The organism is Perlabentimonas gracilis, from assembly GCF_011174675.1.
Classification (GTDB): Bacteria; Bacteroidota; Bacteroidia; order Bacteroidales; family Tenuifilaceae; genus Perlabentimonas; species Perlabentimonas gracilis.
Genome location: NZ_JAANIG010000014.1, coordinates 14,635 through 38,098 on the forward strand (window position 1 = coordinate 14,635; position 23,464 = coordinate 38,098).

Consider the following 23,464-nt stretch of genomic DNA (forward strand, 5'->3'; position numbering starts at 1 on the left):
ATTTTGTTTTTACTGATTAGGCTGTAGGAATTTATCTCCCGTTTCCTCAATAATGGTTTTCTTCCAGCTGTCGGGGTACTCCGGATGCCTTGGGCTTAGCGGGAATCCCCATGGGTTGCGGAGAAACTCTCCATTCTCCTCCTGCTTAACATTACCATCGAGGTATTTTACCAGTAGGAAGTTTCCAAGGTCGCGCCACTCGTTTACGGTATTGATGGCCGTATTGTGCGAGAATTCTTTTAAGAATTGCGTGGCTAGCTTGGGATCCTGCTCGTAAAGCATCATTGCTGCTTTATCGATAGCTGGGATAAAGGCTTCGAACTTATCGCGAAGCTCGTTTTGCTTCTTACGGATATCAACAATGGCTCTGTCGTAGAAAAGGTAGGTGAAATGCGACACCCTTTGGAATACCCAGAATGCCGATGTTTCGCTGTACGATAGTATATCGCCATTACTCTCGGAGTGGGTGTAGGGTACGCTCTCCATTCCAATGTAGAATGGCACATGAAGCGATAGGTTGGCATCGTCGAGACCATACCATAAAATACCTCCAATGGGGTTTGGCATATCTTTACGTACCTGAGCTACCCATGAGAAAGCGGTTTGCTGCGTGGCGGTGGTGCGCTCGTGGAAATACTTCTTGCCTTGGTATTCCCAGGTCATTGGGCGCCAGCGGTAGGGCATTCCTTGGGGGCCCGCGCCAACATCCTTGCTCATATCGAGTTTAGTTCCCTCAAGGTGATTGCCCTTGAATTCCATCAAATCGCGGGGCGTAAGCTTCTTGCTAGGCTTTATCCAAAGGGGCATACGTGGCCCTTGCGCCATTCCGGTTGCGTAATCCCAGTACTGTCCCATATCGTCGCTTACCTGATCGAACATAGCCCAAACTCGAAGCTCGCAAAAACGAGCCGATCCGAAATCGAGGGGTGCGTAAGTGTCGGAGAAGCTAAAGTCCGTACCATCGCCGTTGTAGTATCCCTTTGCGCGGGCAAAATCAACCACATCGTGCGAGTATACCACCTCCACCTCGGGGTTAGTAATTTTTTCAAGATTTTTTGAGTTGATTGACTTTACGCCATCCTCCTTGGGGAAAGTGGTGATGCGAGCGTGGTTGGCGTGCGCACTGATATAACCATCGGGAACTCGCATAGCAACCCATACAGCTCCCTTATTGGCGTTGTAGGTTTTTTTAGAACGGCGTTCGGTTTTAATATCCATCCCTTTGCCAATAATTTCGAGTATCCAAACCTCGTTGGGATCGGCAATGGAGTAGGACTGTCCTGAACTATAGTAGCCGTGCTCTTCAACTAGTTCAACCATAGCCTTAATGGCCTCGCGGGCAGTTTTGCCCCTCTCAAGGCCAAGAAACATGATACTACCCCAGTCGATTATGCCAGTGGTGTCCACAAGTTCCCTGCGGCCTCCAAAGGTACTCTCGCCAATGGCCACCTGATGCTCGTTCATGAAGCCAATCACCTGGTAGGTTTCCCTAGGGTAGGGGATTTGCCCTAGTGCGCGATTCGAACTACGATCGTAAATAGTTTGCATGGCACCCTCGGGCCAAATGGCTCTAGGACGGTAGTACAGCTGTCCGTAGCGAATGTGCGAGTCGCCAGCGTAGGAAATCATATTGGATCCATCGGCTGAGGCACCGTTGGTAACCAAGTAGCTGGTGCATGCACTGGCCTCTATGGTGGCCAATACTAGCAATGCAAATAGAGATAAAACTAATTTTCTCATAGTATAATATATTTTGATTTTCAATAGGAATTGGCAAATATATGATAATTGCCTAAAAAACTAATGGAATACCAACAAGTTGTAGGGCATAGTTTGATGTATTGTTTGTTCTTTCACAGATATTGCCATATGTTTTTCCAGTAATTTTAAGCAGTATACATAGCAAAAAGCCTTGTGGAAAACCACAAGGCTTTTTTGAAAGTCAGCAGGCATTGCTATATGGATTCGGGTAACTTCATAGGCTCACCATTAACCAGTACGTTCTCAACATTAAAGTCTTTCACGTGGTTTATTCTATCCTCCTTTTTTACGTTGTTAAATGAGGAGTTTTTGATGGTTATACCCTTAACAGGAGCACGCTCGTAGGCATTTATAAACACAGCCCTATCGCTACTTTGGCTCGTTACGTTTTCGATATTGATATTGCGAACAATTGGGGTAAATGTTCCGGCATCACCCTCTTCGTAGTCAAAGTCGATATGTAGGATGGCTTGCCTTACTTTTCCCACATTTATATTGCGGACAAAGATATTTTCAATTGTTCCGCCTCGTAGCGAGTTGGTTTTAATCCTGATGATTCTGTCGAGATTTGGGCTATCCATAATACAATCCTCGGCAAATACGTTGCGTACATTCCCAGAGATCTCACTACCCATTACCACTCCACCATGGCCATCGCGCATGGTGCATCGGCGAACGATTATATTTTCGGCAGGTACGTTAAGCCGACGGCCATCGGCATTACGACCCGACTTTATGGCAATACAATCGTCTCCTGTATCGAAGTAGCAGTCCTGAATTAGAATGTTTCTGCTCGATTCGGGGTTGCAACCATCGTTGTTGGGGCCATGGCTTTTTACCGATACGTTGGAGATGGTGATGTTCTCCGAGAGTACAGGATGAATAACCCACATGGGTGAGTTAATGATTGTTATTCCATCCATAAGGATGTTTTTACACCTGTAGAATTGCACGAACTTAGGGCGCAGGTAGTGCCCCGGGCCAAAAACACGCTCCTCAACCGGCACGTTATCTTCAGCCATCTGTCTAAGCATGGCTACAGCATCTGCTTGATTTTCGGGACCAACCTCCCATGTTTTTCGGCTCCACTCACCCTTCCAGTGCCACCAGTTTGCCGAGTCGGAATTTCCATCCAACGTTCCACTACCTGTTATGGCCACGTTCTCCTGCTCAAAGGCGTAAATGAATGGGGAGTAGTTGTAGCACTCCGTTCCTTCCCAACGGGTAAAAACCATGGGGAGATAATCGGAATCGTTTCGGCTAAACCTAAGGGTTGCCTCTTCAGCAAGGTGGAGGTTCACGTTTGACTTCAGGTGAATTGCTCCCGTAAGATACACCCCTTTGGGGATTAGCACCGTACCACCCCCTGCCTCAGAGCACTCTACAATGGCAGTGTTAATAGCCACTGTTGATTTTGTATTTCCCGTATTGTCTGCACCGTAATCGATAACATCAAAGGTTCGCTCGGGAAAGGTTGGGGCGGAGATTTGGGAAAGAATCTGTTGCATATACTCCCAGCCTACCTCCCCCTCACCTTTGCTAGGGGCTGTACTGCACGCCCCTAGCGAAAGGATAAAGGATATAGCTGCGAGTATGAACAGACCAAAGATTGATCGTTTTGTCATACTATGTGGTTTTGGACCCACTTGGGTCTGGTTTATATTAAGAATTCAATAGAAACCTACTGCTTAATAAATATCTTCCTGTCGCGCTTACCTTGGGTTTCTATTTGGATAATGTATGTACCTTGAGTTAAATTGCTGATGTCAATAACCTCTTTGGTACTATTGAGCTGTATCTGCATTATAACCCTACCAGTGATACCAATTATTTTTACCTGCGTACCAAGAGCAATGTCATCAATACTAACATTTATATAGCTGGTTGCTGGGTTGGGGTAAACGTTAAACTTTTGGCTTTCGGTTATTCCAACGCTGGTTGCAATGGTAAAGTTAACCACATACTCTAGGGTGGTTTCGTCATCCTCCGCGGTAACGGTTACAGTTGCTGTACCGGGTAGTGCGTCGGCCTGCGCTATTTCAACCTCAGCATTCTCATCGGTTGCCACGGCAGTTACGGTTGGGATTGTTACTGTGCCGTATGGCAGCTCAATGTCGTACGCAAGAACCTCTGGGTCGAAATCGTCAACAGGAATCCCATCTACAATCAGGTTCTCAAGAGTTGCATCTGTAGAAACCAATCTGAAAATTACGGAGTAGGTAATGGTGGTAAACCCATTTAGTGCTGTTACCTCAACAAATGCTGTGTCGGGGAGGGTAGTGGTTGCCTGAATAATATCGATGATAGCATCCTCGTTGTTTGCTACTGCTGAAACTACAGGTATTGTTGTAGGCTCTTCGGTGTATAGCACTTGGTATTCAGTAACCTCAGGATCGAATCCTTCAATTAGTACATCATCAAGCTTAAGCTCAGCAAGGGTTGCATCCCAATTTGTAGTTTCAACCTTAGAGGGGATAAATAGTCCCTCACCTGGGGCATACGCACCAGTTTCGTCCCAAACTATCCAATCGATAAGGGCAGCAATGTTGTGAGAACTGTTACCACCTCCAAATCGGAAGTATTGGTTTGTTGTTGTGGTGGCAGTTGTACCTGTGGCAATTGGCTCAGGATTCTCGTTGAGATAGAGATTTATTGATCCCTCCTCTTTGGTTATCCTATAAATGTTCCAATCGCTAAATAATACTCCCTCAGGTGCTACTATTTCTCCGCCATCTCCACCTCCGATACCTTCGTTCAGTCGAACTCTGTTATCTTCACGATTGATATACATTCTTTCGCGTATTCCATTATGATGTATATCAAATTCAAGAACCCTTCTTGCTTCATCGTTAGCCGCTTTTACCTTGAAAACAAATGTAACTGCAGGGGTTTCGGCTTGTAATGGAGTGCTCCACATAAAGGTAGTTCCAACAGTTTCAGTAATTAGTTCAAGGAAACTATTTGATTCATCCTCGTCATCGGTGATGATAGTGTTTGAATGGGCTGTGCCGTTAACGTTACTTGTGCTAAATTTTGGCTCTTGTGCATCGGGGAGCACGCTAGCATCATAGTATCTCCAGTTGTAATCGGCCTCAACAAACTCTATGGTGTAGGTAAGCTCTGTAACCTCATCCTCAGCAGTAACCAGTATCAAAGTTTGGCCCGGGATTTCGGCTGCAGGGGTAATGTCAACAGTTGCCAGTGCATCGGCAGCAGCTGCAGTTACCTCAGGAACTACTACGCTATTGATAGGCATATTAATGGTGTAACTTGTTACTTCAGGGTCGAACCCAATTAATGGTGCTCCATTAATATGTAGCTCTTCTAGCTTGGTGTTATCGGATTTATACCTAAATGCAACGGAGTATACAAGTTTAGTAAAACTATCCTCGGCTGTAACCGTTACTGTGGTAACACCAGGTATTTCTGTAGCTTCAACAATGGCAACTGTTGCGTTTTCATGGTTTGCTTCGGCTGTTACAACAGGGATATCGGTTTCGCCAGTAGGTATTATGACCTCGTACTCGGTTACCTCTGGGTCAAACCCACCGATGGTCACTCCGTCCAGCATCAAGTCGCTCAAAGTAGCGTCATCATCTCCTTGAAGGAAAGTGACAGAGTATGTATTTTCGGTAACTCCATCCTCTGCAGTAACCACAACGGTTGCTTCGCCTGGAATATCCGCTGCTTGCGTAATCTCCATTGATGCCAGCTCAGTATTGAGAACAGCAGTAACTGTTGGAGGAGTAGTGGCCTCAGCTGGAAGTAAAACGAAGTACTCCAATTCTTCGGGATCAAAACCATCAACTGTAACACCGTCAATAAGCAGGTCGGATAGGGTGGCATCTACTGAAATCAATTCAAAATTAACCGTGTAGGTTAGTTCAGTAGTGCCATCCTCAGCAGTAACTAGAATTGTTGCCTCACCATCTATCTCAGTTGCTTGGGTGATGTCGACTACCGCATTTTTATGTGTTGCTGTTGCTGTAACTTCTGCAGCTTGCTCGGTTGTCTCAAGGGGCAAAAACACAGTATAGCTTAGTGTTTCTGGGTCGAAGTCGGCAATTGGGTCGCCATTAACTGAAATGCTCGTTAGGGTAGCGTCCTCAGAAACCTCCCTAAACAGAATAGAGTAGGTTTTTGTACTGATACCGTTCTCGGCAGTAACTTGTACCTCTGTAGTTCCTGGGATTTCTGTGGCTGGGGTGATATCAACTTTAGCCTCAGAATCGTCAGAAACAGCTGTTACGGTTGGCACAATTGTGGTACCCTTTGGAAGCACAACCTCATAGTTAAGGGTGCTTGCTGAGAAGCCTTCGATTAGGGAGCCATCAACATTCAGCTCTGCCAGGTCGGCATTCCAGCTGGGGGTAACCACTGGGTCGGGAATTGCAGCACCCTCACCGGGGGCATAGGCACCGGTTATATCCCAAATAATCCAGTCCATTGTGTAACCTACGCTTCTATTACTGTCGCCGTTGCCAAACCTGAAGTAGTTGTTTGAACCTGAAGCTGGGGTAGCCTCAATAAATGGAGTGGCCGACTCATTGAGGTAAACCTTCACGGTTTTGGGTTCAGCATCGTTATCAATCACAAAGCGGAAGGTGTTCCATTCTGTTAAATCAAATTCTGTAGGTAAGTCATGGGTTACGTCGGTACCACGTCTAACCCTAATTTGATCTGAATTCATAATAAAGAACTGCTCTCTTGCTCCCCCAAAATCAATGTCAAGATCGAGGGTCCAGTCTAAATTTTCATAATCAAATGCTTTAATCCTTGTAACAAGAGTTAGCTTTGATGTTCCCGAAGGAATGTTTGAACGCCACATTCCACGTTGAGCAGCAGCATCATCATTGAACTGTAAAAGGAAATTACTTCCATCCTCAGGATCAACAATAATCGTACTCCAGGAGTCAAAAACCTCATTGGTAACACCCGAAACGTTAGATCGGGAGAATTGAGGAAGTCCATTTTCAATTGGATGAGTACTCCCATCATAAATTGTCCATTCCTGCGCCTGCAGGTTCCCGGCAAATAGAACCATCAGTACGATGGTCGATAGGTACCTGCAAATTCGTTGTAGTGTAGATTTTTTCCTCATAGTGATTTGTTTTTAAGGGTTTGTAATTAGGTGTTTATTGGGTATTATGTAAGAACCTATTTCTGCTTGGTAAGGTTTATACCAGCCTTATCCATCTCCATACTGAGGAGGATGAACGGCCCAACGCCTTTGGGGTCGTTGCTGCGGATAATCTCGTTGATGTAGTACTCGTAGGAACCATCGCGATAGGGATTGCCCCCCAGGCCTGCAACACCGCACACCTGATTAAGGTTTATATTTCCCTCCCCATCGTAGCTAATTAAGTGGTCTAGAATTCCTTGAAATGCCTTTTGTGCCTTTTCGGCATAGCTATCGTTGAGGTACTGGTTGTTTACTCCCTTTATCATGGTGTAGGCAAACATGCACGATGCCGATGCCTCGAGGTAGTTACCCTCTCGATCCATCTGATCGACTACTTGGTACCACAACCCTGTTTCTGCATCCTGATAGTTTGAGATGGCTTCCATTAGCCTGTTCAATATTTCAACAATCTGATTTCGGCCAGCATGATCAGTAGGGAAGTAATCGAGAACATCAACCAACGCCATGGCGTACCAGCCCATTGCCCTGCCCCAAAAATGCGGCGAATGCCCTGTTTCTGGGTCACTCCAAGCCTGTTCGCGGCTATCGTCGTATGCATGGTAAAGGAGGCCTGTAGCTTCGTCGCGGGTTTTCTGCTCCACCAGAGTAACCTGTAACAGCACGTCATCAAAATTCTCGGGCTGGTTGAATATCTTTCCATACCGAGTGTAGAATGGTGTATTCATATATACACCATCGAGCCAAAGTTGGTGGGGGTATACCTTTTTGTGCCAGAACCCTCCCTCGGGGATTCGTGGGTGCGATTCGAGCTGCTCACGAAGGGTTTCCAGTGCTGTAAGATATCGCTTATCCTTTGTGTGCTCGTACAGATCGAAAAGGTTTATCCCTGGCTTAATATGATCGATATTGTAGTTGGGTAGGTTGTAGTTAAACATAATTTTCCCATCGCTATCAATCATGGTGTCGTAGTACCCCTTGATGTAATCGAAATACTTTTGCTCACCGGTTTGTTCCCACACCTTTCTGATTGCCATTAGCATAAGCCCATGGGTGTAGTTCCATTTTGGTTTTTTCTCAAAGTCGAACATCCAAGCCTCGGGATTTCGTTTCATCTCCGATTCGACCATTTGCATATGCCATGAAGTTTGTTCCTTTTCGGACGTGCGGCAAAAGGTTAGCGTAAGGGCAAGTACCACCACAAATATGGGTATGCTTACTGCTATCTGTTTTCTTACTGATTTTGGGTTGTACGGTGTCATATTGGTAATAAATTTGGCCCAACTGAAATGGGCGATTCTACTGAACTAATAATCTTCGGGTGATGCTTTTGCCTTTGAATTCAATTTGAACAATGTAGATTCCTGAACGGAGGTCGCCCCTTTGGAGCTGTATCTCATTTTGGCCGGCGGGGTAAGTACCGTGTGTTACAACCTGTGTAACCTGCCCAATAAGATTGTATAGCTTAACTGTAGCAGTTCCCGATGTGGGGAGGGTGAACACAATATTGGTGTAATGAACCAAGGGGTTGGGATAACATTTAAGATCGATAGCTAAGCTATTGAACATTGGATTCGCAGAGTTAACCGGGTTGTCGTATGTTCCTGCATTGGCCATTACAAATTCTTTAACCGCTTCAGCATCATCAAGGGAGTACTCGTAGTAATCGGAAGGATCCCACTCTATACCTTCGGGTTTTGTCGATATGTCACCGCTTTCAACAGTTACACTTCCAATGTCAACAATATATCCAGGCTGCGATGTGTTATCGTAAAACTGAACCGGGTAAACTACCTTCTCGAAGTAGTTGTGCTCTGAGTAGATTTTTGCGCTAGCACCAACTCCAACGCCATAGCCATTGCTAATAGCGTAGTCCATTTCGCGGCCATAGCCGCCCATATTGTAGTAGTAGTTGTTGAAAAGATGCACCATGCCAAACCTTACCCTTGGGTGCCGTTGGGTGGTTTCGTTGAACCAGTTGTGGTGCATGGTAACCTTGTAGCTCTCGGTGTAGGTATCGGAGTCGCTACTCCCAATTAGGCTGGCCTTATTGTTTTGCCCAAATAGGCAGTTCGATACGGTAACGTAGCTTGCACCATTGGTAATATCAACAGCCCCATCGCCCTGGCGAAGGAAGGTGCAATGATCGACCCATATGTGGCTACATGTTCCCTTAATTTGAATGCCATCCCAGTCTTGCTCCTTACCATCCCAGTCGCCTTCAAGGAAAGTGTCTGAAATAACTAAGTTTTTGAAGATTATGTTTTTAACATTGTTGCCAACGGAAAAGCCTCCTTCAACAATACCCGATTGTGCATTGAGCCCAATAATAGTTTTGTTGGAGCCCACGGAAATATGCCGCCCCTTTGGCGTAATGGTAATTAGCCCATCTATTTGTATGATATAGGGTTGTGGGTCGGTGCTGTATATCATAAGGTCGGTCATATTATCAACTGTAACTACATTACCGCCTGCCCCTCCAGTTGTTCCATCTTGGCCATCGGCATTAACCGAAGCCCAACCAATAGGGCCAGTTTGCCCCATGGCGTATACAGCAAATAAAGTAAGTATTGTAAAGTGTGTAAAAAGTTTTCTCATATAGTGTATTTATTTGTAAGGCATATTTTCAGGCTCCAATTAGCTGGCTAATACTTTGTGGTTACTTGGTTAAAACCTGAAGCATTGCTGGGGAAATACCCCAGCAATACTAGGTTGTGTGCTTACTGTAACCAGCGTGGATCGCCAATCTCGTAAAGAATTAGCTCCTCATTGGTTACTTTAAAGTTCCCTGCCTCAGGGTTAATAAACCCTGGATTGTAGGTAGTGTAGTTTCCGCTATCGTATACAGTAAGTTCAGGGTTGGTAAGCACCGGAGCGTTAAAGTAGTTGTTACTGCTCATCTCCACCACTGTAGTGGCCGACTGGTTTGAGTAGCTGCCCAGTGTTTCCACAAAAATGTTTCGGTTTACATGAATTTCATGCGATGCCAACCTGATGTAAAGAATTCGTCGAGTAGTACCTTCTGTTGATATGATATTATAGAAGGTATTGTTCTCAATGGTTATCACCACGTGGTGATCTTCAGAGAAGGTAACAGCATTATCTAACCTGAAAAGATCTCGATTATTGGCGCTGTTGTATACCGTATTATTAATAAAATCGAATTTCTTGGGCATACCGCTGCGGAAGTCGATGAAATCACCACCATCGCAAATTACGTTATGAATAATATTGCCCTTATAGGTAACCGATTCAACCAGCACCGCATTGCTTCCGTACACAATACCCTTGGTGTAGTGCCTTATAATACAGTCCTCAACAAGCAAATCGCCATAGGTTTCGCCTGCCGCTATTACCTCGTTGTAAACCACGGTTTGATTCCCATCCGAAGTGGTTCCATCTAGAATTAAATCTTTAAGCCTTAGTCCTGCACCAGCGTTTAGCCTAATTACAGCGCCATTAATAACAGGCCTATCGTAAGGTAGTGCACCAATAATCTCAACTGTAGCAGGAATTAGTATGCTCGATGCCACGTTGTACTCGCCCGGCATAACGGCAAAGCGTTGGTTTGCAGTAGCTGCTTCCAGAAGGCTAACAATATCGTCAGTAGGCCTAACCACAATGGCGTTGCTAATGTCGATGTATGTGGTGAAAACTGCTGTTCCTCTCGTTTTACCGTTGTATATAAGCTTTGCAGTATACTCGGTTTCTCCATCTAGCCCATCAATTACAACTATACCATTCTGAATTTCGCTACCCAAAAGGGTGCGAGTGATATCACCGGGTGTGATGACAACTTTTGTGGCAGGTTCGCCAGCTGGCCATCGAAGGGTTACACCGGTGTTGGTTATATCCTCAAGGGCAACAGGGAAGAATATCTGTTCAGGGCGTGTTTTGGTTACAATGGCTGTCCATTTCGACTCATCAATTTGTTCGCCAAATGCCTTTACCCTTATGGAGTAAAAGGTTTCGCCTGCAAAGCCGGGGATAGTGAGAGGAAGGTCGTCAATTGAAACTCCCGTTAGCTCTCTTACTAGTTCACCATCGAATGTGGGCTCTAGGTCGTCAAGAGAGGCCTCCTGATCCTGAACAGCATTTTCAAAAATCTCTACTTTATAGTGTTCGGCATTTTTTACCGGCTTCCAGCTAAGCCTTATAGAGGTTTGATTTACTATCATTGCCTCAATATCGGTGGGGGAGAACAAGCGACTAACTTCGAGTTCGGTAATCTCAACAAGTTCGTCTTTGCATCCAGCAGTAAACAGAACCGCCGCAATGCCTGCTATGTATAGAATGTGCTTGAATATCTTTTTCATTGTTGTAGTTTTTTTTGATTTCTAACAGACAATTAAATCACTAGTTGTTGGTTAATTGACCATTGCTTGAATCGATGAATACCTGCCAAATGGGCCAGTACTGTTGCGAGTTGGGATCGTTTACATAAAGTGCATCCCAGAATGTAGATGTTTCGGATGATGAGGTGATGACCCACCCCTTATCCTCTGGGTATCCAAGGCCAGCGCCAATAGCATCCGTATCGCCGTAGTTAAGTCCGTATATTATCACTGTTTCGCCATCCTCAGCAGTGGTGTAATAAATCCTTTCAGGTAGGTCAGCATATTTCCCAGCTCTATTCTCAAGCTGAATTAGCTTTATTCTTGCCTCGTTTAGCTTCTCGCTAAGAAGGTTCCAGCGGATTAGGTCGCCTTTACGGAGCATTTCGCCAGTAAACTCTAATGCACGCTCATCAACTATGGCATTAAAGAAGTCTTCCTGGCTAGCAATGGCTTGGGCCATGAAGGCATCAACCTTAGCTGTGTTGCTAGGGAACGCTCTTTCGCGAACCTCCCGAAGGTATGGTGCAGCAGCTGCAGGTCCATCCAGCTCGTTAATGGCCTCAGCAGCCATAAGTAGAACGTCGGAGTAGCGCATGTATACCCAGTTTAACCCATCGTCGTTGGTTGAGGTTACCCTGCGACCAGCTTCTTCGAAAAGCCACTCGTAACGATACTTGCCGAATTGCCATCTACCATTGTTGGTTGGCACCTGAACACCATCAATCCATTCGTAGGGAACGCAGGTAACATCGCGGCGCTCATCGTCAATATCATATTCGTAAAACATTATAGGGTTGGGACCATTGGTTCCACCCTTGGCCTGCCCAGTGTACTTGTCAACCGTGGTATGCCTTACACCAAGGTCGAAAATTACGCGGCCACGTCCCTCGCTAAAGGGGATTTCCCAAAGAATTTCCTGACCAGCAATTAGCTTCTCGCCGTGTAATGCCCTGAAAACCTCTTCAAATCCTTGAAGACGTGCGGTACCGCTGTTGATAATATCTAAGCATTCATTCTTGGCAATGGTATACATTTCGGTGCGATCGAGGGTTTGGCTAAGCCTAATCTCTCCATCCATACGTTGCGCATATCCGCCAGCAGCAAGTGCAATTCGGGCACGCAAACCCTTTACAAAGCCCTTGTTAATTCGTTCTGTCGTTTTGGTGTAATCGGACTCTCCCGGCCAGGCCACAAGCTCGGCGGCCTCTTCAAGGTCGTTGAGTAGCTGTTGGTAAATAACATCACGGTCGGCACGAGGGAGGTATGCCGTTTCGTTGGTAACCGGTTCAAAGCGGGCAGGAACATCGCCCCAACCTTTAATTAGATCGTGGTAAACCACAGCCCTAAGCGTTAGCACTTCGCCCAAGATATGAGCAAGCTGTGGGTTATTCTCCACATCGCCCCAGTTACGCAGGCCTCTAATAGCTATGTTGGCTCTCTCTATTCCCTCGTAAAATTTTGCCCAAGCATTATTCTCCGAGTTCATTTGGGTGTTATTAGCATTGGTGTTGTAGTTCGACAGCAATGCCTTGTCGTCATTCACATTCCGAAGTGAGTTGAAAACTTCAGTGTCTGTGTTAATGCCGTAGTACACAAGGTATCTGCCTCGGTACGAATTGGTCTCGCAAAATGACTGGATGATACCGGCAATGGCTCCTTCGGCCAGCGATGGGTTGGAGAAAACCACAGACTCATCGAGTGACGATTTCTCTGGTGCGTCCAGTAAATCTTCGCAAGAACTTATTGCGCCGGTTAGCAATAAGGCAAAAAAGATATAGAGTATTTTTTTCATAACAAGCATTTTAATGCATTAGAAACTAAAGTTTAAACCAAACACAATCGAACGGCTCCTTGGGTAAGCGGAGTAGTCGACCCCTGGGGTTAGTGGGGTGCTACGACGAGTAGAAACCTCTGGGTCGAACCCCGAGTAATTGGTCCATAGGAACACGTTGTATCCACTAACATAAACCCTTAAATTATCGATACTTACCCTACTCAGTAATTCTTTGGGAATGGTGTATCCAAGGGTTAGCGTGTTTAGGCGGAGGAATGACCCATCCTCTACAGCCCAATCGGTAAATACAAAGCGCGACATGAATGGCGACCACATCGTAGTGTTGGCATTCATTGCCGTTAGCTCTTCGGGGTCGTTGCTTATGGTTCCATCCTCGCGCAGGTTATTCCAGCGCTCACCGCTCTCCATAATGGTAAGCATATTCCGTGAGTGGTACTTACTGGTTGAGGTGTACTCAATTTTATTGGCATTGTAAATATCGTTGCCATAGCTCCAGTTTAGGGCAGCCAAAAAGTCAAATCCAAATGCACGGGCGTTGATGGTAAAACCACCTGTATGCAAAGGGTTGGCATCACCAATTATAACACGGTCATCAGCATTTACCAAATTATCTTCATCCGTCATGTTTCTCAGCTTTAATGAACCCGGGCGAAGCGTTCCAACAACGGGCGAAGAGTCTACAACACCATCCTTAAGGATCCAGTTGGTTCCATCAAACGATTCAAAATCGGATACCTCGTAACGGCCATCATTAATGTAGCCATACATCTTACCTACTGAACCACCCGTGGCTATCAGAAAGTCGGCACCAACTTCGGTTGAGGCCCAACCAGATGTTGCTGTAAAGTCATCCATTAGTCCAAGGGAGATTATCTCGTTTTGGTTAAAGCCTATGTTTCCACTAATGGTTAGGCCGTACTTGGGTTTGTCTATAGCGATCCATGTTACCATGGCCTCAATACCACGGTTTTGAGTTTCGCCCATATTGCGATACTGGTAATCGTATCCAGTACCTGGTGTTGGGAAACGGATCAATAGATCATTCGTGTTGTTGATGTAACCTTCCAAGGAGCCTGTTAAACGCCCCCTTAGGGCAGTAAAATCGAGCCCTATGTTTCGTGTAACGGTGGTTTCCCATTTCAGGTCGGGGTTGGCCATGGTTTTGGTGGCAGCCCAGTAGCTATCGAAGTCGTTCACCCATGTGGTGTTGCTAACCTGTAGGGCTTGCACCAACTGACCAGTGGGTATATTGTTATTTCCGGCGGTTCCGTAGCTTAAGCGTAGCTTAATATCATTGAACCATCTACGGGTGAACTCCATGAAGCTCTCGTCGGAAAGACGCCATGCAAAGGCTGCCGATGGGAAGTAACCCCAGCGATTTCCTTCGGAGAATTTTGAGGATCCGTCGGCTCTAAATGTTGCACTGAAAAGATATCTACTCTGAAAATCATAGTTAGCACGCCCGAAGAACGAGAGGAGAATCTCGTCGGGGGAAAAGAAGTTATCAACAGAGTTGGCCACAGCATTGGCCGATAGGCTTCTTGCATCCTGAAAGTTAAACCCAGAGTTAATGCCATGCACAGTAGATGTTAGCCTTTCCTGCTGCCGGAGAATGTATTCTTGACCTACCAGGAGGTTCAGGCTATGGTTAGGCGATAGGATGTTCCTGAAATTGTAGGCTACCGTGTTAGTGTTCCGGTATGTTTCGCGGGCTGTTTTACTTAGTATAAGTGCAGGTTTCCCTTGGTTATCGCCCGATGGAATATTGTTGATGTAGTAGGTTGTTAACCCATAGAAACGATCGTTATTGTACCGGTAATCATCCATCCCAACATCGGAGCGCAGGCGAAGGTTGTCAATTGCCTCCCAAGTGATGCTGGCATTTAGGTTGTATGTAATCCGTTTTTGGAATCGATCGTTATCGGCCAATGAGACAAGCGGGTTTCGGAGGTTAAATTCTTGATCAGTTTCCGATGCATCTGTAAGCCCGCTTACAGGAATTGATGGGTAAATCATGGCATCCTTTAGGCGCGAGTCGGCCGATGAGACCTCGTTCTGCTCGTTGGCACCACCTCCCTCAATCTGGGTGTTTGAGTAGCGTAATGCAAAATCGAGGGTAACCCTTTTGTGGGGCTTATTGGTTAGGTTTAGGTTGATGTTATCGCGCCTAAAGCCCGACATCTGCATAATGGCCTTGTCGGTAATATTGCTGTAGCTGAACGAGTACCTGTTTATTTCAGTTCCACCAGAGATGTTAAGGTTGTGGTTAAAAGTGGTACCAATTCGACCAAAGGTAAGCTCTTGCCAATCGTTACCCGTAAGATCGCGGTAAAGATCAATGTCCTGATAGTTGCCAAAAAAATCGGTATACTTATTTGGCTGGTTGGCTAGGAGCGAGCGTTCATATTGCCAAGTGGCGTAATCGTAAAGCGACAGCACCTCCAACTTATTGGCCAGCTTTTTAAAGCTGGTGTAGGCATCGTACCGAACAGATACTTTGCCTTCGGCACCGCGCTTGGTGGTTACAATAATTACCCCATTAGCGCCTCTAGAACCATAAATAGCTGTTGATGATGCATCCTTTAGCACATCAATGGACTCGATGTCGGTGGGGGCAATGTCGGAGATTGACTCCACAGGGAATCCATCAACGATGAATAGGGGGGTGTTATAGCCAGTGATTGAACCACCACCACGCACTCTAATCTTTACCTCAGCATCGGGCGAACCCTCGGTGGTTAGAATTTGCACTCCGGCCAGCTTCCCGGTAAGCGCCTCGTTGATGTTCGATACGGGTAGCGCTTGGATATCATCGCCTCGAACCGAGGCAACCGAACCTGTAATATCTCTACGCTGCTGAGTGCCGTAACCAATAACCACTACTTCGTCGAGCCCCAGCATATCCGATTCGAGCTCAACATTAATTTCTCGCCTACTATCAACGGGCACAGTCAGCGTTTTGTACCCTATGAAGGAGAAAACCAAACTGCCTGAGGCGGGGACATCAATTACATAGCTTCCGTTTTCATCGGTAACAGTACCAGTTTGAGTTCCCTGAATGATCACGTTCACTCCGGGCAACTGCTCGCCAAACTCATCAATTACAACTCCTCTAACGCTTATGGTTTGAGCCCATAAGCTGAAACTCGAGAAAAGCATTGCAATGAGCAATGGTGTTAGCCTAGCGGCCTTTTTAAGGTCAAGTAATTTCATATTGCAACTTTTTTGTTAGTACACTGTAAATGTTTGTAGTTTAGGTTTTAAAAAGTATTTAGCTATTAAATAGAATCAACAAGAGAATTCAAGTACACTTCTAAGTTGGTGTATGACCCATCAAGAGAAGTTGAATTACCATCTTTTGGGTTATTTGGATTTAATCCGTGGTTCAATTCCCACTCATCTGGAATGCCATCGCCATCGGAATCGAGAAGGGGCGGCAAACTCTCAAGAGCAGGCCACCCCTCGGTGTCGTTTTGGCTATCGATAATACCCATATTACCGTAGGTAAATGAGCGGTTTGTAATGTTGTTAATAATTCGTTGGTCAACCGCATCGCGCCTATGACTAACTCCTGCGCGCTTTAGCAACAGGTTGTATGCTGTTTCTGAATCCATGGCATTGGTTGAGATGTTTAAGCAGAAAGGTATAGCTGTTAAATGCTTAGTATATTCCTCGTTGGGAAGACTTATGTTTTTTTCTGATGCATTGTACCATCCTTCTGTACCCCAAATTTGGTTACCATCCATATGAAATTGGCCATATGGTTTGTATGGTTCTAGTATCTCAACTATTTTATCATCGGGAGAGGCAGGGCCTGGTATAAATAGGTTGTTAATTAAGTTGTATCTGCCATTCTCGCCACCATAAATGGCCTTGCTGCCCCAGTTGTATATTATGTTATTGACTATCTCAGCCTTTTCCATTCCGTCTTCAAGTTGGTAACGAGTGCCCTGCAGGCGTGGGTTTCGGCTGGAGTGGTGTGCGAGGATATTATTGATGAAGGATGCATTTTTGCCACCCCATATTCCACCATAGCCGTGTGCCCCTTTACTATGAACGGAATTGTTAAGGCTTTCGCTAATTATTGACCATTGAAGGGTAAAGTTCTCATTATCGTAAAGGGATACCGTTTCGTCGGTTGACCAGCTAAAGCTGCAGTGATCGATAATGATATCGCGGTTTCGCATTCCTGTAAGGGCATCGTACTCAGTGTTGGCAATATCACCAGGTCTGAAGCGGAGGTAACGAATTATAACATTATTTGCGTTGATGCGTACCTCATGACCTTTAATACAAATGCCATCGCCAGGTGCGGTTTGGCCGGCAATGGTAATATGGTCGTTATTTATTGCAAGTTGTGATTTTAGCTCAATGGTGCCGGAGATATCAAAAACAATGGTTCTTGATCCCTTTGCCTTAATCGCTTTTCTGAGGCTGCCAGGGCCATCGTCGTTAAGGTTGGTAACCTTAATAACTTTGCCACCACGACCGCCTGTGGTGTACTTTCCTCCTCCCATGGCGCCAGGAAAAGCAGTAATATCATCTTTTTGTTGGGCCGATACTGTGGGCACGCAGTGAAGAAGGCATACCAATGTACAAAGAATGAATGGTTTAATTCCTTTGAAGCTAATCGAAATATTTTGTGCAAAAGCCATATTTAAATCGTTTTCGATAATATTCCAATTGCTAATTACGGCTAATTAGGATACACCGAATATTCAAAATGTGCTTTTATGCAAACAAAAAGTGACCTAGCTTAAGTTTTGTGAAATGTACTCGGTGGGCGACATGCTGTGGTGTTTCTTAAACGCTCTGGTAAAGGAGTTTGGGTGGTCGAACCCAACCATATAGGCTACCTCCGATATGGAAATTTTTTGCTGAAGAAGGATTTGACCCGCCCTTTTTAGTCGGAATGAGTCGATAATTTCTTTGGGGTTGAGGCCTGTGAGCTGCTTAATTTTGCGAGAGAAATGAAAACGGCTTAGGCAGAAAAGTTGGCTCATAGTTTCCACATCAAAATCGGAGTTGGAAATATTCTCCTCAAGGACCTCCCTTATTCTGCTTAGCATCTTGTCGTCCTCGGAGTGAACCTTAATCTCTTCGGGTTGGGTTGTTAGCTCGCGCAGAATCTTTTCGCGTGTTTTGTCCTTGGCCAGCAGCAAGTTGTTAATCCTGATTTTTAGGTACTCCCTGTTGAAGGGCTTCTCGATATAGGCATCGGCACCAACTTGGTACCCCTCTAGCTTATGCTCTGGAGCCGTTCGGGCGGTTAGTATGATAACCGGGATATGGTTGGTTATTAAATTTTTCTTAAGCATTCCACACAGCTCAATGCCATTCATCTGGGGCATCATAACATCGCTAATAATTATATCGGGTTGGAACTTGAGTGCTTGGTTGTACCCATCAGCCCCATTCACCGCCTCAATAACCTCAAAATCTTCGTTTAGTATGTCACGTAGGAATTTTCGGAATTCAAATTCATCCTCAACAATGAGTGCTGAGAGCTTATCGCCCTGTAAACAATTTTCTTCATTGCTGGTCCTAGTTTCTTCTTCAATTGGTTTTTGCTGAGCAAGGGTAATGTTAATACTTTCAATCTCATGGCGTATGCTATCGGTAATTTTCTCCGATGGGGAAAGAACGGGTTGTTCTTGTTCCACCTGATTGGAATCTGTAGGCAGGGTAACTGGAATGAAGAAGGTAAATGTGCTACCTATCCCCATTTCGCTTTCTACATAGATGTTCCCGTTGTGAGTAGTAACAAGATCCTTGACGTATGATAGTCCAATACCAGAGCTGTCTTGATTCTGTTGGCTATAGTTTTCTTTCAGCTGATAGAACCGATCGAAGATATGCTCAACGAATTGTTTTGGTATGCCTTTCCCTGTGTCTACAACCTTAATGTAAATAGCATCACTATTGGTATTGGGCTCGACCCTTTGCTCAACCGAAACTTCAATCCGTCCGTTTGGTGGAGTGAATTTGAATGCGTTGGAAACCAGGTTGGAGACAATCTTTTCAATGATATCGGGATCGAACATCACCTCAAGGTTATTATCTTTGCTGTTAAACAATAGATTGATGCTGTACTTGCTAGCTAAATCGTTGAACAGCGAAACGATATCCTTTGTAAAAGAAACAATATCACCCCGATGCATCCTAAGCTGTAGCTTTCCCAGCTCAATTTTGCGTACCTCTAGAATTTGGTTGATAAGCCTTAGGATTCGCCTTGAGTTTCGTTGAATAATTTCATAAGCTTGGGTTAGCTTAGCCTTCTCGGTGCGTGCTGGAGAGTTTATGAGCTGCTCGATGGAGCCAAGGATAAGCGTTAGGGGAGTTCTAAACTCATGCGATATGTTTGTGAAGAAGCGTTGCTTAACATTCGAGAGCTCCTCAACCTTTTCAATCATCTCCTGTAGCCTGTCGCGTTGCTGAACTATCTCCTCATTCTTTTCCTCAAGAACAAGGTTTTTCTTTTCAAGCTCTTCCTTCTGTTCCTGAATTTGTTCCTTCTGTAGTTCAATCTTTTGCTTTCTGCTCTCCAGCTTTTCGAATGCTTCCTTAAGCGACTCGTTCAGCTTAAATAAGCTTCTGTTTCGGTTTATCAGTTTGGCTTCGTAGTAGCCTATGGTGATTAGAAATGATAGCACAAGAGCAATGAACCAGGGTTGTTTCCATATTGGGGGCTTAACCGAGAAGTCAATTTGGGCAGAAACCTTTTCGATGTTGTGATCCAGATCTCTTGCCCTTACCCTAAAGGTGTGCTTACCGCTTTTTAGGTTGGTGAGCACCACGCTGGTTTCGGTTGTAAAATCGGACCACTCCTCGTCGTTTAGCTTGTAGGAGTACGTTAGCCTTTTGGTGGGGGTAACCTCCCAGTGGTCAACCCCAGTCCACCCAATCAGCGTGTTGCCAGACTGGTCTACCCGCTCTGTAAATACATTTATTTTGGTGATAGGCGGCATGGTGTCGCACTGGTATCGTACGGTCCAAAAGTCCTCGAACGATTCGGGTGATGCAACGCTAAAGGGGAATGCCCTTCGTTTCCATTCGCGTAGCGACTTGTTTATCCAAATGGTGCCATCGCTGGTGCCTGTAATTTCACCTCCCTCGCGGGGAATTTTAAACTCTTCGTTGAACAGCCCCGATACCCAATTCTTACCATCGTACCAAGCTATATCTTTATCGGTAATAACCCACACCTTGTTGGGCTCTTCTTCGTAGATGCTGATGATTGTATTGCTAGGTAATCCGCTGTTCTTAGTGAATTGTACCCATTTTTCTCCATCGTAGCGGAATAATCCGTAGTATCTCGATCCTACCCATAGGTTGTGCCTACTGTAAACTATGTCGACAAATTCATTAAAATGTTCAATGCCTGTAACAACTTGCCATCGTGGTGGTTTGTGCATCAGTAGGTTAGTGCCACCAGCCCAAATCTTTCCATCGCTCGATTGTCCAATGCCATACACATTGTGCTGGACAATACCATCGGCTTGGGTATGATGCTTCCACTCCAGTGAGTCAGAATCGGGGTTGAATAGCTGGAGTATCCCTGAAATTTGCCCCAAATTATCTTGCCTGTCAACACTGGCTCCAAACCAGAGGGAACCATCCTTGTCCTGAAATACCGAGCGAGGGTCGATACCCCATGATACCTTAGGATGGAGTTGCTTAATCCACTTTCCTTCTTTAAGGTAGGCTGTTGCTGCAATTCCATTGTGGCTGCCCGCAATCCATATTCTACCATTCTTGGTGGCGACTAATCGTACTGGTGAGTCAATAACACCATCACTAGCCGAATAGGAGTACCATTCATCATCATGATTGAATACTATTTGGCTGTTGGCTGAGATGAACCAATTTTGTCCCTCTGAATCCTGAGTTTGGAAGTTAAGACCATTTATTCGGAGCCATTTGTCCTGCTGGTATACAACCCTAAACACATCGCCCTGGATACCTGCTATCCAAATGTTTCCATCGGCTGCTTCATGGAAAATGATTCGAGACGAAGGAATGGGCAGGTTGGGTGCCGTGTAAATATTCCATACTTTGTTCTTATAAACAAAGAATTTACCCAAACCACCAATCCATAGCGAGCCATCAGAAACCTCCATGATATCAGTATGAAGCTCGTCGCCCCCGAAGTTATCGCTAAGCTTAATTTGTTTCCAAGCCTTACCGTCGTGCTTAAAAATTCCACGTTTATAAAATCCATTAATTATCCACTTCTCACCCTTTTGCGTTTCGATCATCTGGTTTCGATTGGCCAATTTTACTCCTGCCAACTCCTGCGTAATTTTGTGCTTGGTAAGCAGACCGTTAAGAGTATCGCTGGGGTTAAACCGAAGTAGCTTGCCATCGTTATTTCTCGATATGAAAAGCCACACCTCTTCATTGTTTATGAAAATTTCATCGACTCGTCCAAAGTTACGTTGAAGCAGAATTTCGTCGGGTAGTACAACAATTGTTGCTTGGGGATGTGCCTCTTTAAAAGAGCGAGTTCGTGACAGAACAGTGTAAATGGTGTGCTTTCCATCTTGTAAACGCAACAACCCATTCTGAATGCCAACCCAAAGGTCGCCATTGTTTGATTCTGTGATTGATGTTACCGCAATCTTTAATGAATCGTCAGATGGAAATATTTTTCTCCACCCATTACTGCTATAGGTTAGCAGGCCCGACTCGCTACCCGCATAAAGATTGCCCATGCTTGAATTAAGCAGAGTACCAATGGGCGATTTGAGGCAGGGTTGGTCATCGAAAAGTTCCCAGTGGTATCCATCGTACTTCATCACCCCCTTGTTAAGGCCAAACCACATATTCCCTTCGGAATCGTCCACCATGCTTCGCACTCCTTTGGCCGAGAGTTCCTCAAGGGAGTGCCATCTCCAGGGTTCGGTTAACGGCTGCGATATGTTGGGTGTATATCGTGTTTGGCTCCAACCCTGGTGGGGGTAAACACTGCAAATTATTGCCGATATTATGGTAACTCGGAGCAAACGGATGATAAGCTGTTTGTAAGGAGACCAACAATAATCCATACCTAATATACTTGATGAAAATCTGCTTATCAAATATAGCGAATATTACAGAACCGTTGGACTTTAGAAACCAAATAACCCAGGTAGCCATAGGCTAATTTTTGGGAAGTAGGTTACCAATAGTAGAACCACAATCATGGCTGCAAAAAACGGAAGAAGGGGCTTAATTACCTTTTCTATACGAATTTTCGAAACACTACAGCCTATGAATAGAACTGATCCTACAGGTGGAGTGCAAAGCCCAACGCTTAGGTTCATCACCATTATTATTCCAAAGTGCACAGGATCCATCCCCATACCCACTACAACGGGAAGGAAGATAGGGGTGAATATCAGCACGGCAGGGGTCATATCCATAAAAATCCCTACGAAAAGTAGGATAAAGTTGATTATAAGAAGGATGGTGAATGGGTTTGAACTGAGCGACAGTAAGCCCTCGCTAACGCTTTGCGGAATGTTGGCGTACGACATCACCCATGATAGACCCATTGAGGTTCCCACAAGGAATAGTACAATTGCCGTGGTTCCTACGGTGCGTAAAAGAATTGCTGGGAGTTGATTAAACTTAATCTGTTTGTATATGAATGAAAGGATAAGCGTGTACAGTACTGCAATTGCCGAGGCCTCTGTGGCGGTAAAGTATCCGGCAATAATTCCTCCTATCACTATTACCAACAGTAGTAGGCTAGGTGTTGCATCTAGAAACTTGATTATGCCTGTTTTAAGGCTTACAACCTCACCAACTGGGTATTTTTTTCTGTGGGCAAACACACCAGCAACTCCCATGAGAATTAAACCGGTTAGTATCCCGGGAATATAACCAGCGAGGAATAGGGCGGCTATGGATACCCCTCCACTAGCTAGGCTGTATACAATTAGAATATTACTGGGCGGAATCACAAGGCCAGTTGTGGCCGAGGTAATATTCACAGCGGTGCTGTATGCTGTATCGTATCCCTCTTCGTTCATCTTGGGGGTCATGATACTGCCAATGGCCGAGGCCGATGCAGCTGCCGATCCCGAGATGGCTCCAAATAGCATATTGGCAATAATATTTACAAACGCTAGGCCTCCGGGTAAGCGACCAACCAATACTTTGGCAAAATCGATAAGCCGAATGGCAATCCCCCCCTGATTCATTAGCTGCCCTGCCAGTATGAAGAATGGAATTGCCAATAGCGCAAAGCTGTCGAGCGCCGTGGCCATACGTTGTGCAAAAGTTGTGAAGGCTGGCCCAGGCATTACACTTAAAAGAAGTGTTATACTGCCCGAAATCCCAATACTATAGGCAATAGGAACTCCAAGTGCCAGTAGGGCTACAAATGTTACTACAAGTACAATTATCTCAAAATATTCCATTTCTCAAAATTTTATACTTCAATAA

The 23,464-nt window shown here is 45.2% G+C and carries 11 protein-coding genes; all 11 read right to left on the bottom strand.

The window, feature by feature from the left end:
• Positions 1-9: 9 nt before the first annotated feature.
• The 11 genes from G8O23_RS07905 to G8O23_RS07955 all read right to left on the bottom strand — a co-directional run bounded on the left by G8O23_RS07905 (position 10) and on the right by G8O23_RS07955 (position 23,439).
• Positions 10-1,740: a C69 family dipeptidase gene (locus G8O23_RS07905; protein WP_166363528.1), complete on the bottom strand. Its 1,731-nt coding sequence runs from the start codon at positions 1,738-1,740 to the stop codon at positions 10-12.
• Between the two features lie 215 nt (positions 1,741-1,955).
• A complete protein-coding gene (locus tag G8O23_RS07910; RefSeq protein WP_166363530.1) occupies positions 1,956-3,386 on the bottom strand; it encodes a glycoside hydrolase family 28 protein in 1,431 nt (476 codons plus the stop codon).
• 56 nt (positions 3,387-3,442) lie between these two features.
• Positions 3,443-6,862, bottom strand: coding sequence for a T9SS type A sorting domain-containing protein (locus tag G8O23_RS07915; RefSeq protein WP_166363532.1), 3,420 nt, complete (start codon positions 6,860-6,862; stop codon positions 3,443-3,445).
• Positions 6,863-6,918: 56 nt separating this feature from the next.
• A complete protein-coding gene (locus G8O23_RS07920) occupies positions 6,919-8,163 on the bottom strand; it encodes a glycoside hydrolase family 88/105 protein (RefSeq protein ID WP_166363534.1) in 1,245 nt (414 codons plus the stop codon).
• 37 nt (positions 8,164-8,200) lie between these two features.
• On the bottom strand, positions 8,201-9,499 hold the full coding sequence (locus tag G8O23_RS07925) for a pectate lyase family protein (RefSeq protein WP_166363536.1): 1,299 nt from the start codon (positions 9,497-9,499) through the stop codon (positions 8,201-8,203).
• A gap of 122 nt (positions 9,500-9,621) precedes the next feature.
• Complete coding sequence (locus tag G8O23_RS07930) at positions 9,622-11,217, bottom strand: DUF4957 domain-containing protein (RefSeq protein WP_166363538.1); 1,596 nt, start codon at positions 11,215-11,217, stop codon at positions 9,622-9,624.
• Positions 11,218-11,257: 40 nt separating this feature from the next.
• Entirely contained in the window at positions 11,258-13,030 is a 1,773-nt protein-coding gene (locus G8O23_RS07935; RefSeq protein WP_166363540.1) for a RagB/SusD family nutrient uptake outer membrane protein, read from the bottom strand.
• 18 nt (positions 13,031-13,048) lie between these two features.
• Positions 13,049-16,246: a SusC/RagA family TonB-linked outer membrane protein gene (locus tag G8O23_RS07940; protein ID WP_219932457.1), complete on the bottom strand. Its 3,198-nt coding sequence runs from the start codon at positions 16,244-16,246 to the stop codon at positions 13,049-13,051.
• Between the two features lie 65 nt (positions 16,247-16,311).
• Positions 16,312-17,688: a pectate lyase gene (locus G8O23_RS07945; RefSeq protein ID WP_219932459.1), complete on the bottom strand. Its 1,377-nt coding sequence runs from the start codon at positions 17,686-17,688 to the stop codon at positions 16,312-16,314.
• Positions 17,689-17,784: 96 nt separating this feature from the next.
• Positions 17,785-22,080: a hybrid sensor histidine kinase/response regulator transcription factor gene (locus G8O23_RS07950; protein ID WP_166363542.1), complete on the bottom strand. Its 4,296-nt coding sequence runs from the start codon at positions 22,078-22,080 to the stop codon at positions 17,785-17,787.
• 63 nt (positions 22,081-22,143) lie between these two features.
• Positions 22,144-23,439 (bottom strand): TRAP transporter large permease, encoded by a 1,296-nt coding sequence (locus G8O23_RS07955; RefSeq protein ID WP_166363544.1) that lies wholly within the window; start codon positions 23,437-23,439, stop codon positions 22,144-22,146.
• Between the last annotated feature and the right edge of the window lie 25 nt (positions 23,440-23,464).